The sequence below is a fragment of the Maritalea mediterranea genome (assembly GCF_021568695.1).
Classification (GTDB): Bacteria; Pseudomonadota; Alphaproteobacteria; order Rhizobiales; family Devosiaceae; genus Maritalea; species Maritalea mediterranea.
Genome location: NZ_JAKGTI010000003.1, coordinates 213,411 through 228,511, shown reverse-complemented (window position 1 = coordinate 228,511; position 15,101 = coordinate 213,411). Strand labels below are relative to the sequence as shown.

Here is a 15,101-nt window from a genome sequence, read left to right as displayed (position 1 = left end):
ATTCTCGCCAATTTCCTAACGTTTGATGAAAGTTTTGTGACAATAAATTTCTTATATAACAATAGCTTATGTCAACTCAATCATAGAGACGCTATGTAATTTTAAGGTAGGTGCTTGCGCAAAAATTACCCCATCAGAACAGATATGAAAAAGAAGGGGTAAGAATGGTGGGCGTGACTGGGATTGAACCAGTGACCCCTACGATGTCAACGTAGTGCTCTCCCGCTGAGCTACACGCCCATTCTTGGTGCGGACCGACCAATAAAATCGGTGCGTCGCTGATAGACCATAAAATCCATATGATGGTCAATAGGTCAATTGGTAAATATGACCTAATATCTAGAACTGGACAGACAATTCATAGACTTGCATACTGACGAACAGATGAAGGGTTTGGGTAATTCATGTCTGCCAACCATAGACAATTGGCGCGAGAGATTTTAAAGGCGCATCATGGCAAAGTCGCCTGGCCCACGCTGCTGGTCTCCCTGCTGGTGGTCTCCCTGTTTTTGGCCAATCTGGCCGCCACACTCTTTGGTCCCTGGCCCCTATGGGCCGCCACCCTGGTCAGCTTTTTATGTATTCATGTCAGTTTTGCCCTGGCGCATGAGGCGTCACACAAAACCATATCTGGTGGGGGGCGCCACCAATGGCTGGATCAGATGGTTGGCACGGCCCATTCGCTAATGCTGCTTTATGATTTTCCTACCTTCAAATTTTTGCATTTGCGCCACCACTCCAACACCAATAACCCGGCGCTCGATCCCGATTATTGGATGCAGCGCTTCTCCGTACCCACCGGTTTTTTGCTGGCGCTATTTGTGCCGCTGCATTATTTGCGCCTGTTTATCAAAGCGGCGCGCAATGGTGAACTGCACCCCAATTTCATTATCGGAGCTTATGCCCGGATCAGCGTGCAAATCATGGTGCTGATCAGCCTGCTGATCATTGCACCGGTGGAAACCTTTTTCCTCTGGCTTGGGCCGGCCTCGTTGGCCTCCGCCATTATTTCCACATCTCATCGCCTCTTGCATGATGCAGAACAGAGCCCGGACCGGGCCCGTACCACGCGCATTATCCATGGTGAACGTCTTTGGGAATGGGTCATTTGTCCCTTCTTTTGGATGAACAATCACCACTTCCTGCATCACGAATATCCGCGTCTGCCTTCATTTACCCACGAAACGCTTTTTAATGAGGCCCGTGAAAGCCTCAAGGCTGATGGCGTGAAAATCACCATTATTGATCCGTGGAGCAAAGAGCGATGAACCACCTCGCCAGCGATAAGGCATTGCTCCGACTGGCCGACCCGGCCAAACCGCTGCCGCGCAAATCGGTCTATCGCTCACACAAGGGACGCGCGCGCCTCTGGGCGTTATATCAAAAATCGATCGACGATCTCGCCTTCCCCGTGCGCCACAAAATGGTGCCCACCTCGTTTGGCCAGACCTTTTTGTCTATTGCAGGACACCCGGACGCACCCCCACTCTTTATTTTGCCCGGCATGTCCATTGCCGGACCGATGATGTTGGATTTTTTTGCCAATCTGCAAAAGACCCATTTACTGATCGCGCCCGACCTGATTGGCCAGCCCGGCCATTCTGAAGACCGGCCCTTTCCATCCAGAAGAGGCGCCTATGGCCGATGGGGATTTGAAGTATTGGATCAGTTGGGCATTGACAAAGCGGGCATGGCGTCCGCCAGTTTTGGTGGCTCCATCGCTTTGGAAATGACCGCACTGGCCCCGGAGCGCATTGGCAAGCAAGCACTGGTGGTGCCTGCGGGGTTAACCCCCAACTTGCCCTACCTCAAGCTCTATGTGGGACTGGCCGCCAACTGGCTCACCTATCGCTATTGGCCCTTTCACGATGATCAGCAAATCAGCACGGCATGGCTTAAACACATTGCCAGACCGCTTTCGCGCAGCCTGACGCCAGATAATCTTGACTATTTTGACGCCGTGATCCGCTACACTGAATTTTGGCGCCATCGGCCGGCCGGGCCCTTTAAACCGGGGGACTTTGAGGCAAATGTCACCCCCACTTTTGCCATCTTCGCCCAACAGGATTTTGTGTTTCCTCATAAGCCCACGCTGGCCAACGCCCAACAAGCACTGCCCATGGCCCACACTGAAATACTGGAACAAAGCGCACATATGCCATCAGAGACGGATATGGCCCCGATGCACCAGCGCATCAGCGCCTATTTTGAGGGTAAAATCTAAAGGTCAGGCAGCCAATAGCCGTTCAACTTCGTCGACCAGGTCTTTCAAGTGAAACGGCTTGGACAGCACAGACGCATCTTTCGGCGCTTCGCTGTCCGGGTTCAGCGCGACCGCGGCAAAACCGGTGATAAACATCACTTTCAAATCCGGGTCCAGCTCTGTGGCCCGACGGGCAAGCTCAATGCCGTCCATCTCAGGCATCACAATATCAGAGAGAAGCAGGGTAAAGGGCTCTTCGCGCAGCTTTTCATAAGCTGAACGACCATTGTCGAAAGCCACCACGTCATATCCTGCACTAGAAAGCGCACGCGTCAAAAACTTACGCATGTCATTGTCATCTTCGGCAAGCAAAATGCGACGCATTTGAGTGGTCCCCTAACCCGATTGCACTGATTCGCGATTTTGCCCCGATTTCCAGCCCCTATCAAGGCTTAAAAACAATTATGCCTGTTTCACAAAACGCTGCTATATCGTTTTCTTAAACAATAAGTTGCTCTGGATTTTTCATCTTATTTTGGGCACACTATGCAAACAATGTAACTATATCTGCTCACCTGTGCTGCTGGGCGGAGAAGGTTGATGCCATGAGCAACAAAGATCTGGCTTGTCGCCATGGCGTGTTTGGACATGAAGGGAGAATGGTTTGAACTCAGATTTTGCCGACCGGCCGGCATTTGAAACCATTCGGCCGCGCCTACAACGCATGCCCTTCGTTTTCAATTCGGCCCATTCTGGCCGCGACTATCCGCAACGTTTTTTGGACATGACCCGGCTCGACAATCTATCGATCCGCCAGTCCGAAGATGCTTATGTAGATGAATTATTCGAGCGCGCACCCCATATGGGAGCGCTGATGTTGCGGGCCCACTTTCCCCGCGCTTATCTGGATGTGAATCGGGAACCTTATGAGCTGGACCCGAAAATGTTTCGCGACCCGCTCAAACCCAACTACAACACGGCCTCCCCCCGCGTTGCCGCGGGCCTCGGCACAATCGCCAAAATTGTCGCGGAGCGCAAACCCATCTACCGCGACAAGCTGAGCCATGACGACGCTTTGATGCGCATCGAAGGCATTTACAAACCATATCACAACACGTTGCAGACCCTGTTGACCCAAACCCTGAACCGGTTCGGCATGGCTGTGCTGATCGATTGTCATTCCATGCCCAATCTGGACAAATCCGGCAATGCCAATGCACCAGACATTGTGTTGGGTGATCGCCATGGCAGCGCCTGTCATCCCATTCTGGTGGAATTGACCGACACCTTATTTACCACCGCCGGCTTGAAAGTGGCGCGTAACCGGCCATATGCAGGCGGCTTCATCACCAAAGCTTATGGCCAGCCCCACAACAATGTGCACGCATTACAGATTGAGATCGGCCGACATCTATATATGAACGAAGCCACCTTGGAAAAAACCAGTAATTTTTCGTCTATTCAGGCGATATTACAAAAGTTGATTGCGCTCTATGCGCGCCTTGATCTCACCGAATTGCTTGATCAACAGCTCGCCGCCGAATAAATCCAGCATAGATTCAAGTCTATCTCGAAAAAGGGGGCCGCCCTAAGCGGCCCAAAGTCAAGGGAGGAAACGTCAGCAGCTCGATGCTGTCAGATCAGGTGAGCCGCTAATGCATCATGCACTTACTGGAGTGAACTGAATACCCAGAACTGCAAGCGATCCAACAGGCATTGTTTAGAATACTAGACTAATACAAGTTGTCTCACAATCAAAGCTAAGTTCAAAAAGTGTACAATTTATTAACAATTGTATTTTTCTGAGACACGACCAAATAAAGGGCGATAAATTCTGATGAATTCAGACTGGAAAAATGAAATAAAGACAAGTGAAATCAATGATCTATTACGGGAGGCTGCGGGCGCCGCTGCCACGATCACCACAGCTTTTTTCCGCACCAGCATCGCCATTGAAAATAAACTCAACCAAGGCTTTGACCCCGTCACCGAAGCCGACAAACAGGCAGAGATGGCCATTCGCGCCATCATCAACAAATATTTTCCGAATCACGGCATTTCTGGCGAAGAACTCGCCAATCAGGAAAGCGATAGCCCGTTTAACTGGGTCATCGACCCGATTGACGGCACCCGCGCCTTCATTTCCGGCTTGCCCGTTTGGGGCACCTTGATCGCGCTAACCCACAAACAAGTGCCCATCGCCGGGTTAATGAGCCAGCCCCATATCGGCGAAAATTTTATCGCCATTCGCGGTGAGGGCGCGGTGGTCGAGCGCGGCACAGAATTGGCGGACCTGCAAACCAGCCAGGTGAGCGAATTGGGCGATGCCCGTATGTTCACCACCTCGCCGCGCATCTTTTTGTCTGAAACAACCGGTCAGGCCTATGATAAGCTGGAGGCTGATGTGAAACTGGCCCGTTATGGTCTGGATTGCTACGGCTATGCCATGCTCGCTGCAGGTCACGGTGAGCTGGTGGTGGAAGAAGGTCTGAAAGATGTTGATATCGCGGCCATGATCCCACTGATCGAAGAAGCTGGCGGCATTGTCACCACCTGGTCAGGAAAGTCGGCGGTGTCAGGCGGACAAGTCATCGCCGCCGCCAACAAACAAATTTACGACCAAGCGATCAAATATCTGGCGCCGCATGCCACCGACTAGAGTCGTTCAAACAAGTCGGGATAGTCGCGCACATAACCATTCTCGTCGACGTCAAATGCAGTTTTAAAACCGGTGGTCAGGCTTTCATAATCATAGTGTTGCGGGCCGGTGCAGGCATAGTTTTGCTGCACCATGGTGGGCGTTAGCTCCAAATCAGCTATATAGATCACTTCCGTTTGAGCTTTATCGCCCTCGGCCAGTTTCAGCCGATTGATCGGCAAGCTGTTGGTGAAGGGCGTGGCGAAAATATCAATATCCACCGCGCCATCCAGCGCTGGCATTTTCACCTCATGACCATTCAGCCAATGGCCCGCATCCGAGCGGCGCAGTGAAAGGCTGTGCCCATCAATCAGCCGCAAATCGGCACGCAGCAACTGCCAATCCACATCCAGTTCCAGTGCATAATCCAAGGCGAAATCTCTTTTGTCCGCCGTGCTGATCACCCGCCCGGTCACATCAATTAGCGAGGGGGTAATATCGACCCGCACCAGTTCCAGCCCCTCAGTTTCAAGATTACGCCAACGAATCTGGTGGTGATGGGTGCTCATTATCGTCCCTGTTCTGTTATAAAGGCATCGAAGGCGGCAAAGGCCTGAGCCCGAATGCCATCATTTTCCATAAAGATTTCGTGCCGCGCATTTGGCAACACCGCATGTCGCCCGGTGCGCATGCTCATGCCAAGATGTTCAATGGCCGATGTGGACACCACGCGGTCATCCGCCGCGGCCAACATCAACACGGGCAACTTGACCTTTTGGCCAAACTCAGGGGCCCCTGCCTCCTCCATGGCGGCCAAACTGGCCGCGGTCCACCCGACGGTCGGGGCACCGATCAACAAATCGGGTCTGTGATCCAATGTTTTGACCATGCGCATATAGCGTCCGTGATCTGAGGTCAGTTCGTTGCCAGGAAAGGTTTTTGCGCTTGGCCGCGGAAATTTCCAGGGCTGCATCGGCAAATGCCCGGCGCCCAAAAACTTCATCAATTGCACCAGGTTCTTGCCGGTTGAAATGCTTACCGCCAAATCCAATGCCACCATTGGCGCACTTAGAAACACCCGATCAAACATCAACCGATCGCGGGTGGCGGCGAACAGGGAGGCCAGCCCACCCATCGAATGCCCCACCAGATAATAAGGGGGCGGGCAGTCTGGCAATAAAATGTCGGCGTGAAAGCTGACCAAATCGGTGACAAAGTCATCGAAATCTTCCACATGCCCCAGTTGTGGATCAGTGATCAAACGGTCAGACCCGCCCTGCCCGCGCCAGTCAAATGTGGCCACCGCAAAGCCTCGCTGCTGGAAATCATAAATGGTCTCGAAATATTTCTCGATATATTCCGTGCGCCCCTGCACCAGGCAGATGGTGCCCTTGTTTTTGTTGCCCAGCCGCGGCCAAAGCGCATAGCGCAATTGCACCTTGTCCCGGGTTTTGAAAAAACCGGCCCGCGCGCCCGACGGAATGGGATTGCTTGGGATATTGGCCAGTTCTGGCCCCATCACTTTATTGGGCGCGTTCATCATTTCTCCTCGGCAACGCAGTCAACGGCTTTCTCATTTAGGAAGCATTGGGCACCAGTTGCAAGATGAAAACAATAAAGCCAGCAATTTAAAAAATTGCTGGCTTATTGGGGTGGAACATCATGCGGGGGGCGGATGATGATGTTCCGATTAAGGTTGTTGCAAGCCGTGATCAGACTGTTTAGCGGCTCACAAGTCTCAAGCTAAAGGAACGCAACTGAACCGTCTTATAATCAGGCATTCATTTTCGGTTCATCTTCTAATAATCTGAAAAATATACCAAAATTCATAGCTGGAAATTTTGATTGCCCCTCTTGAAATTCGGAACATCGATCCCAAATTATGAAATGTCAGCAGCCCAAAAGGGGGCTGACGGAAAAGCTAGAAAAGATGCCCATATTGGGATCTTGAACGTTCATATTGCTTCAAAAGGAGAATATGTCATGAACACATTGGATCTATCCCCATTCTATCGCTCAACCGTAGGCTTTGATCGCCTGTTCAACCTGCTTGACGATCTCTCACCACAAGAACCCAACGCTTTCCCGCCGTACAACATTGAGCGGACAGGCGAAGACACATACCGCATTTCCATGGCGGTGGCCGGGTTCTCAAAAGACGATCTGGTGATCGAGACCAAGGAAAATGCGATCATCGTCAAGGGCGCGAAGTCTCAAAGCGAATCTGAGCAGTCACGCGACTTCCTGCATCGCGGCATTGCCGAACGCTCCTTCGAACGTCGGTTTAAACTGGCCGATTATGTAGAGGTGCGCGGCGCCGATCTGGAAAACGGCCTGTTGCACATTGAACTGGCGCGCGAACTGCCAGAGAGCAAGCGTCCGCGCAAAATCGCCATTGGAACCGATAGCGGAACCGAACAAAAGAAAATTGAGGGCGAGTTGAAAAACTAGTCGTCAATTCGTCAATAAATTGACAGACAGCCGGGGCGCAACCACAACATGTTGTGCCCCGCTTTTATTTAACCTCAACTTGTGCTGCTCCTGCGACAAAAAAACTTTGTCGCCCCCCTTGCCCCTCCCCGCGATATCGAATAATCTCCGCCCAAAAATAGGACAGCAATACTGTCCATACCATATGACCGGAATGCCGAAGTTGCTTTTAATGCAACAGGCTTATATTTTTGTGTCATAAGCTGTGTATAGCACTCTGGGGGAGAGCCGAAACAAGGCTCGATTGGGCGCGACGACAAGATCAAAAAGATCGCGATCGCCCATTTTAGGAAAAATTGCGCTTGTCGCGGACGGCGCGTTGTGAATGCGGTTCATAACGCACGGCATATGTAAACCTGACCCAAATTTCGCTCCCACGGCGCGGAATGGCAGTGACTATTATGGAGGGGCTTATGGCCAAAAAGAATGACCAAGCTTTGCATGACGTGCAGGTAGCACCTGCCAAACCAGCAAATGGCCGCCCCAAACCGGTGGGCCTTTACGACCCGGTGAACGAGCATGATGCATGCGGCTTGGGACTGATCGCCAATATCGACAACACCGCCACCCATGACATTGTTGAATCCGGGCTGAAAATCCTGATTAACTTGACTCACCGGGGCGCGGTGGGCGCAGATCCGTTGATGGGTGACGGCGCTGGCATGCTGGTGCAAATTCCCCATGCCTTCTTCGCCAAATCGGTCGATTTCGAGCTGCCCGAAGCCGGCGAATATGCCGTGGCCATGCTGTTTTACCCCAATGATGCCAAACTGAAGGCAAAATGCGCGGAAAAACTGGCCAATTGCGCTCGCGCTGAAGGCCTGGAAATTCTGGGCACCCGAGAGGTTCCGACAGACAATTCTTCACTTTCCGAAGGCGTCATCGCCACACAGCCCATCATTGAACAAGTGTTTGTGGCCCGTCCCGAAGGGTTGAGCGACGAAGAGTTTGAAACCAAATTGCTGATCACCCGCAAGGTGATCTCCAACACCATCTATCGCGAGTTGCCCGAAGCCGACAGCGACAATGGTTTTTATGTGGTGTCCTTCTCTGCCCGCACCATTGTGTATAAAGGCATGTTCTTGGCCGAACAATTGGGGCCGTTTTATCTGGACCTTGTGGACGAAGATTTTAAATCCGCTCTTGCCGTGGTGCACCAACGCTTCTCCACAAACACCTTCCCGTCCTGGAAGTTGGCGCACCCCTATCGCTTTGTGGCACACAATGGTGAAATCAACACCATCCGCGGCAATGTGAACTGGATGGCGGCGCGCCAAGCGTCTGTGGCCTCTGACAAATTCGGTGATGACATCAGCAAAATCTGGCCGATTTCCTATGAAGGCCAGTCTGATACCGCCTGTTTCGATAACGCGCTCGAATTTCTGGTACGCGGGGGTTATAAGCTGCCCCACGCCGCCATGATGATGGTGCCGCAAGCCTGGGCCGGCAATCCGCTGATGGACGACGAGCGCCGGGCCTTTTATGAATATCACGCAGCATTGATGGAGCCATGGGATGGTCCTGCCGCCATGGTCATGACCGACGGGCGCTATATCACTGCCACGCTCGACCGCAACGGCCTGCGCCCGGCTCGCTATTGCGTCACCAAAAACAACCAGATCATCCTCGCTTCTGAAGCGGGTGTGCTGGATATTCCAGAAGAAGATATTGTTGAAAAGTGGCGCTTGCAGCCAGGTAAAATGCTGCTGGTCGACCTTGAAAACAACAAAATGATTTCCGACGACGAAGTCAAAACGGAACTGGCAAAGAAGAACCCCTATCAAAAATGGCTCTCCCGCACGCAGATTGTGTTGGAAGAAGCCCCAGGGGTAGACCGTCAGCCGGTGCAGCCGTTTGACAGCTTGTTGGACCGCCAGCAGGCCTTTGGTTACACGCAAGAAGACATCAAGTTCCTGCTGCCGCCCATGGCGACCACGGGGCAGGAAGGCGTTGGATCTATGGGCACCGACACGCCCATTTCCGCCCTCTCTTCAAAGTCAAAGCTGCTTTATTCCTATTTCAAGCAGAACTTTGCGCAGGTGACCAACCCGCCGATTGACCCGATCCGCGAAGAATCGGTAATGAGCCTGATTTCCTTCATCGGCCCACGCCCGAACCTGTTTGACCTTGAAGGTCTTTCAGAGCGCAAGCGGCTGGAAGTGCGTCAGCCCATCCTCACCAATGAGGATCTGGAAAAAGTGCGCACCATCGGCTCGATCGGTGACAACCAGTTCATCACCGAAACCATCGACATCACCTACGCCGCCGAAAAAGGCGCAGACTGGATGGAAGTGGCGCTTGAGGGCATTTGCGACCGCGCTGAAAGCGCTGTGCGCCTGGGCATGAACATCATCATTTTGTCTGACCGCTTGATCTCTCATGACCGGATCGCCATCCCGGCGCTTTTGGCCACTGCGGCAGTGCATCACCACTTGATCCGCAAGGGTCTGCGCACGTCCTGCGGCCTGGTTGTAGAAACCGGCGAAGCGCGTGAAGTGCACCATTTCGCGGTGCTGGCGGGCTATGGTGCGGAAGCCATCAACCCTTATCTGGCGTTTGAAACCATTTCCGCCATGCAGGCCGAGGGCCATTTCCCACCGGAAGTGGACGAGCAGGAATGTGTTACCCGCTATATCAAATCGATCGGCAAGGGTCTTTTGAAGATCATGTCCAAAATGGGCATTTCGACCTATCAATCCTATTGCGGCGCGCAAATCTTTGATGCGGTTGGTCTCAGCACAGAATTTGTCAAAAAATTCTTCTTTGGCACCGGCACTTCCATCGAAGGTGTGGGACTGAAAGAAGTTGCGCAGGAAACTGCTGAGCGACATATGCTGGCCTTTGGCAATGACGCCGTGTTGAAAAACAGCCTCGATGTCGGTGGCGAATATGCCTACCGCATCCGAGGCGAAAAACACTCATGGACACCCGACACCATTGCCGATCTTCAACATGCAGTTCGTATGGCGGAGCAATCGCCGCAAACGGCGCAAGCCAAATATGATGCCTTTGCCGCTGCGGTAAATGACGCCTCAGAACAGCTTTTGACCATCCGCTCTCTGTTTGAACTGGCCCCAGCGGGCGAGCCCATCGATATTGACCAGGTCGAACCGGCGGAAGAGATCGTCAAACGTTTCTCCACCGGCGCCATGTCATTTGGTTCTATCTCGCGGGAAGCGCACACGTCGTTGGCCATCGCCATGAACAGAATTGGTGGCAAATCCAACACCGGCGAAGGTGGTGAAGAGCCAGATCGCTACAACCCGCTGCCCGACGGCAGCCGCAACCCGGAACGCTCTGCCATCAAGCAGGTCGCCTCTGGCCGTTTCGGGGTGACCACCGATTATCTGGTCAACTCCGATATGATCCAGATTAAAGTGGCGCAGGGCGCCAAGCCCGGCGAAGGCGGGCAATTGCCCGGCCATAAGGTGGATGCCGTGATCGCGCAGACCCGGCATTCAACCCCTGGCGTTGGCCTGATTTCACCGCCGCCGCACCACGACATCTATTCGATCGAAGATTTGGCCCAGCTGATCTATGATTTGAAAAATGTGAACCCGGTGGCCGACATTTCGGTGAAGCTCGTGTCAGAGCTGGGCGTAGGCACGGTGGCCGCTGGTGTGGCCAAAGCACACGCCGACCACATCACCATTTCCGGCTATGATGGCGGCACCGGCGCGTCGCCGCTCACCTCCATCAAACACGCTGGGTCTCCTTGGGAAATCGGCATTGCTGAGACACACCAGACCTTGGTGATGAACCGTCTGCGTTCACGTGTAAAACTGCAAGTAGATGGCGGTTTCAAAACGGGGCGCGATGTGTTGATCGGTGCGATTTTGGGCGCAGACGAGTTTGGCTTTGCCACAGCGCCCCTGATTGCGGCAGGTTGCTTGATGATGCGCAAGTGCCACCTTAATACCTGCCCTGTCGGCATCGCCACACAGGATCCGGAACTGCGCAAGCGCTTCAAAGGCACACCGGACCATGTGGTGAACTACTTCTTCTATGTCGCAGAAGAACTGCGGCAATTGATGGCCGAGTTGGGCGTTAAAACCATCAATGATCTGGTGGGCCGCACCGAACTGCTGCGCCAGCGCAAAGATGTACCGCACGAAAAGGCTCAGGGCATCGACCTGTCTAAACTGCTCTACAAGCCAGAGCTGCACGAGGGTGATACTTACTATCACTCACAATTGCAGGATCACGGCCTGGATGACATTTTGGACAAGACGCTGATCGAAAAGTCCAAAAAAGCGTTGGAAAAGGGCGAACCGGTCAAGTTCGATATCGACATCAAGTCGAAAAATCGATCAGCCGGGGCCATGCTGTCCGGCGCTGTCGCCATGAAATATGGCTTGCAGGGCCTGCCTGAAGACACCATTGCGGTCAATCTGCATGGTATTGCCGGCCAAGCCTTTGGCGCCTTCCTCACCAATGGCATCAGCTTTGATTTGCAGGGTGAGGCCAATGACTATGTGGGCAAGGGCCTTTCTGGCGGTCGCATTGTGGTGCGCCCGGCGGAAAACGCTAATATCGTGCCGGAGAAATCCATCATTGTCGGCAACACCGTGCTTTATGGCGCCATTTCCGGTGAATGCTATTTCCGCGGCTTTGCCGGCGAACGTTTCGCTGTACGGAACTCAGGGGCCCTCGCGGTGGTTGAGGGCCTGGGCGACCATGGCTGCGAATATATGACCGGCGGCGTGGTGGTTGTGATCGGTGAGACCGGCCGCAACTTTGCCGCAGGCATGTCCGGCGGTGTGGCTTATGTGCTCGACGAGGATCAGACCTTCCGCTCCCGCTGCAACCTGGCGATGGTGGACCTCGAGCCGGTGCTTGAGGAAGAGGATCTGATGCGCGAACACCATCATCACGGGGGTGACATAGAATGGCATGGCCGTGTGGATATTTCCGGCGACATGACCAAGCATGATGACGAGCGCCTGTTCCAATTGATCTCCAACCATCTGCACTATACCGGCTCCTCCCGTGCCAAGCTGATATTGGACAATTGGGAAGACTATCGCGGCAAATTTGTAAAAGTTATGCCGGTGGAATATCGCCGCGCCATTTTGGAAATGGAAGCGGCACGTCGTGAAACTGAAGATCAAAGTCAAAGCGCGTAAGAAAGGCATCAAACATGGGTAAGCACACAGGTTTTCTCGAAGTCGATCGCCAGGAAGCGCGCTATGAGCCAGCTTCAGACCGCGTTCGCCACTATAATGAATTTGCCGTGCCGCTCACCGAAGGTGAGATTGTGCGGCAAGCATCACGCTGCATGGATTGCGGCATCCCCTATTGTCATGGCGATACGGGCTGCCCGGTCAACAACCAGATTCCGGATTGGAACGATCTGGTGTATCAGCGTGATTGGGAAGAAGCGTCTGAAAACCTTCATTCCACCAACAATTTCCCTGAATTCACCGGCCGCATTTGTCCAGCCCCATGTGAGGAGGCCTGCACGCTCAATCTGGAAGACCAGCCGGTCACCATCAAAAATATTGAGCAAACCATTGCTGACCGCGCCATTAAAAATGGATGGCTGAAGCCGCAGGTGCCAGAAACCAAAACCGGCAAAAAAATTGCCATTATCGGTTCCGGTCCGGCCGGCATGGCCGCCGCCCAGCAATTGGCACGGGTGGGTCACGAAGTGCATGTTTATGAACGCGAGGCCAAGGCAGGCGGTTTGCTGCGCTATGGCATTCCTGATTTCAAAATGGAAAAGCACCATATTGATTGGCGCGTTGAGCAGATGGAAGCTGAAGGCGTAATCTTCCATTACAACGAAAATATTGGGGTGACGCGCTCTTTTGCCAATCTGCAAAAGAACCACGATGCCGTCCTGCTGTCCGGTGGCGCGGAACATCCACGCGATCCGGGCGTCGAAGGCCAGGATCTCGGCGGCGTGCACTACGCCATGCCCTATTTGACTCAGCAAAACAAGCGCGTCAGCGGCGAAGAAATTGGCGATGAAGCGCCAATTTTGGCCAATGGCAAACGCGTCGTGGTGATTGGCGGTGGCGATACCGCATCAGACTGTGTGGGCACCGCCTTCCGTCAAGGAGCTGTGTCCGTCACCCAATTGGATATTCGCCCGCAGCCGCCTGAAAAAGAAGACAAGCTGACCAGCTGGCCACATTGGGCCATCAAAATGCGCACTTCTTCTTCTCAAGCGGAAGGGGCAAATCGTGAGTTTCAGGCCGCAACCGTGGAAATGATCGGCAATGATCTCGGCCACGTGACCGGGGTAAAATGTACCCGCGTCGACGAAAAGCGTGATCCCGTGGAAAATGGCGAATTTATCTTGCGGGCAGATCTGGTGCTGATGGCCATTGGTTTTGCCCATCCGTTGCAAGAAGGTCTGTTGGCCGAATTGGGCGCTGATCTCGACCCGCGCAAAAATCTGTTTGCCGACACGCTGTCTTACCGCACCTCAGTCGATGGTGTTTATGCGGCAGGTGATATGCGGCGGGGCCAGTCCCTGGTGGTCTGGGCCATTCGGGAGGGCCGTCAGGCGGCCCGTGCCATTGATATGGACCTGATGGGCGCAACCACCCTGCCACGCTAGCCCTTGCGAATTATCTCGGCAGCTGTGGTGCTTGCTCTTCAGCTGCCGGGTCAACCCCCACACCAAACGCATCTGCACGACCGATCGGCGCCGCCATCAATTGCTCCAGTTGCACAACAGGTGTTGTGGTCGCTGATTTCATCACAAGTCCGCCCGCGTCGGCGCGCGGCTTTTCGCCCAAGGGCCGCACAGCCCCGGCAACCTCCAGCATACGCACCTGGCTCAGCCCTTGAAAAGGCGGGCGTTGCAATTGCGCGGCATCACTGTTTTCCAATGGATCCGCCACCGCAATCGTCACACTGCCGCCGCGGTAAAAGGTCTTGATCGATTTATCTACAAAGAAGGCCAGCTTGTCATTCCCCCGCGCGGTGAAGTGAATGCCATCTCCTTTGCGCATCTGCGCATTTTGCCCGTTCAAATCCGGCCCATAGGCAGAATAATTGCCGTCCTCATCTACGAATCGCTCGTAAATGTCGACATATTCGGCCCCATATTCAAAAGCGACCAGCCGATGAATGGATGAAATCTGGCTCATGGCCGATGAATAGGAGCCTGAGCGCATTGGCGGCAATCCCAACCACACCACCGGCTTGTTCGCGGCTTTCAATTGTGCATGAAACTCAGACAGCCGCGCGCGATAGGCGGCACGCCACCCATCGGTCAAGGGATCGAAGCTCCCTTCCCCGGTCCGAATGACTTGGCGGTCATTGGTGCCTATCGCCACCACCACCATGTCAAAATCATCAGCGGCTATGCGTTCGCCAATCGCTTTGTTCCAATCGTAATAATCGTCCCGCACAAAGCCGGAAGAGCCAACGCCGGCCCCAATGATTTTCAATTGCGGATCTTCTGCATAAAACCGATCCAACCCCTTGGCCAGATCGATCGATAAACTGTCACCAATCACCAACAGGCGTGTGGCATCCGGGGCCTTTTCAATCGTATTCACCTTAACAGGCGCGGCCACACTGGGTGAACTCCGCTTTGGCGCTGGCTGTTGTTGCGGCTTGGGTTGCTCTTTTTTGCGACCAAACAAAATATCAAAAAGGGTGCGCCGGTCACCGCTATTGTTTTGCGCCACTTCAATGCGTTCTTCCGCTAAAGCGGTCAATGGCATGTTGAAGCTGGCCATAGGCAGAGCCAGGGCCAACAGAACCACCATCCAGATTGCGCGCATCTTCAAAAACATCATCGTTTTGATT

At 53.6% G+C, this 15,101-nt stretch carries 11 protein-coding genes and 1 tRNA gene; 7 read left to right on the top strand and 5 right to left on the bottom strand.

All coding sequences use genetic code 11. The annotated features are described in order from the left end of the window. Window positions 1–165: 165 nt before the first annotated feature. Window positions 166–240: transfer RNA gene (locus L1I42_RS13975), tRNA-Val, on the bottom strand. Window positions 241–404: 164 nt separating this feature from the next. Here L1I42_RS13975 and L1I42_RS13970 point away from each other — a divergent pair. After that, window positions 405–1,268 carry a fatty acid desaturase family protein gene (locus L1I42_RS13970; protein ID WP_236115285.1) on the top strand — a complete coding sequence of 288 codons (864 nt, stop codon included), beginning with the start codon at window positions 405–407 and terminating at the stop codon, window positions 1,266–1,268. Further along, the gene (locus tag L1I42_RS13965) at window positions 1,265–2,224 is read left to right on the top strand and encodes an alpha/beta fold hydrolase (RefSeq protein ID WP_236115284.1); all 960 of its coding nucleotides are present in this window, start codon (window positions 1,265–1,267) and stop codon (window positions 2,222–2,224) included. The genes L1I42_RS13970 and L1I42_RS13965 overlap by 4 nt, the downstream gene beginning before the upstream one ends. Window positions 2,225–2,227: 3 nt before the next feature. Here the strand turns inward: L1I42_RS13965 and cpdR are convergent, their stop codons facing one another. Beyond that, a complete protein-coding gene (gene cpdR, locus L1I42_RS13960; RefSeq protein ID WP_027835038.1) occupies window positions 2,228–2,587 on the bottom strand; it encodes a cell cycle two-component system response regulator CpdR in 360 nt (119 codons plus the stop codon). A 340-nt stretch (window positions 2,588–2,927) separates the two neighbouring features. Between cpdR and L1I42_RS13955 the strand changes: the two genes are divergently transcribed. Next, window positions 2,928–3,749, top strand: a complete 822-nt coding sequence (locus L1I42_RS13955; RefSeq protein WP_439651510.1) for an N-formylglutamate amidohydrolase — start codon at window positions 2,928–2,930, stop codon at window positions 3,747–3,749. A gap of 291 nt (window positions 3,750–4,040) precedes the next feature. Then, the gene (hisN, locus tag L1I42_RS13950; RefSeq protein WP_236115282.1) at window positions 4,041–4,862 is read left to right on the top strand and encodes a histidinol-phosphatase; all 822 of its coding nucleotides are present in this window, start codon (window positions 4,041–4,043) and stop codon (window positions 4,860–4,862) included. Here the strand turns inward: hisN and L1I42_RS13945 are convergent. Both L1I42_RS13945 and L1I42_RS13940 read right to left on the bottom strand, forming a co-directional pair. Continuing rightward, complete coding sequence (locus L1I42_RS13945) at window positions 4,859–5,410, bottom strand: putative glycolipid-binding domain-containing protein (protein WP_236115281.1); 552 nt, start codon at window positions 5,408–5,410, stop codon at window positions 4,859–4,861. The two genes, hisN and L1I42_RS13945, sit on opposite strands and share 4 nt — an antisense overlap. Beyond that, on the bottom strand, window positions 5,410–6,381 hold the full coding sequence (locus L1I42_RS13940) for an alpha/beta fold hydrolase (RefSeq protein ID WP_236115280.1): 972 nt from the start codon (window positions 6,379–6,381) through the stop codon (window positions 5,410–5,412). The genes L1I42_RS13945 and L1I42_RS13940 overlap by 1 nt, the downstream gene beginning before the upstream one ends. Window positions 6,382–6,824: 443 nt before the next feature. Between L1I42_RS13940 and L1I42_RS13935 the strand changes: the two genes are divergently transcribed. The 3 genes from L1I42_RS13935 to L1I42_RS13925 all read left to right on the top strand — a co-directional run bounded on the left by L1I42_RS13935 (window position 6,825) and on the right by L1I42_RS13925 (window position 13,899). Beyond that, window positions 6,825–7,292: an Hsp20 family protein gene (locus L1I42_RS13935; RefSeq protein ID WP_236115279.1), complete on the top strand. Its 468-nt coding sequence runs from the start codon at window positions 6,825–6,827 to the stop codon at window positions 7,290–7,292. Between the two features lie 452 nt (window positions 7,293–7,744). Then, the gene (gene gltB / locus L1I42_RS13930; RefSeq protein ID WP_236115278.1) at window positions 7,745–12,457 is read left to right on the top strand and encodes a glutamate synthase large subunit; all 4,713 of its coding nucleotides are present in this window, start codon (window positions 7,745–7,747) and stop codon (window positions 12,455–12,457) included. 14 nt (window positions 12,458–12,471) lie between these two features. Next, window positions 12,472–13,899: a glutamate synthase subunit beta gene (locus L1I42_RS13925; RefSeq protein WP_236115277.1), complete on the top strand. Its 1,428-nt coding sequence runs from the start codon at window positions 12,472–12,474 to the stop codon at window positions 13,897–13,899. Between the two features lie 10 nt (window positions 13,900–13,909). Here L1I42_RS13925 and L1I42_RS13920 read toward each other — a convergent pair whose 3' ends face one another. Further along, window positions 13,910–15,076 carry an SGNH/GDSL hydrolase family protein gene (locus tag L1I42_RS13920; protein WP_236115276.1) on the bottom strand — a complete coding sequence of 389 codons (1,167 nt, stop codon included), beginning with the start codon at window positions 15,074–15,076 and terminating at the stop codon, window positions 13,910–13,912. Window positions 15,077–15,101 lie beyond the last annotated feature (25 nt).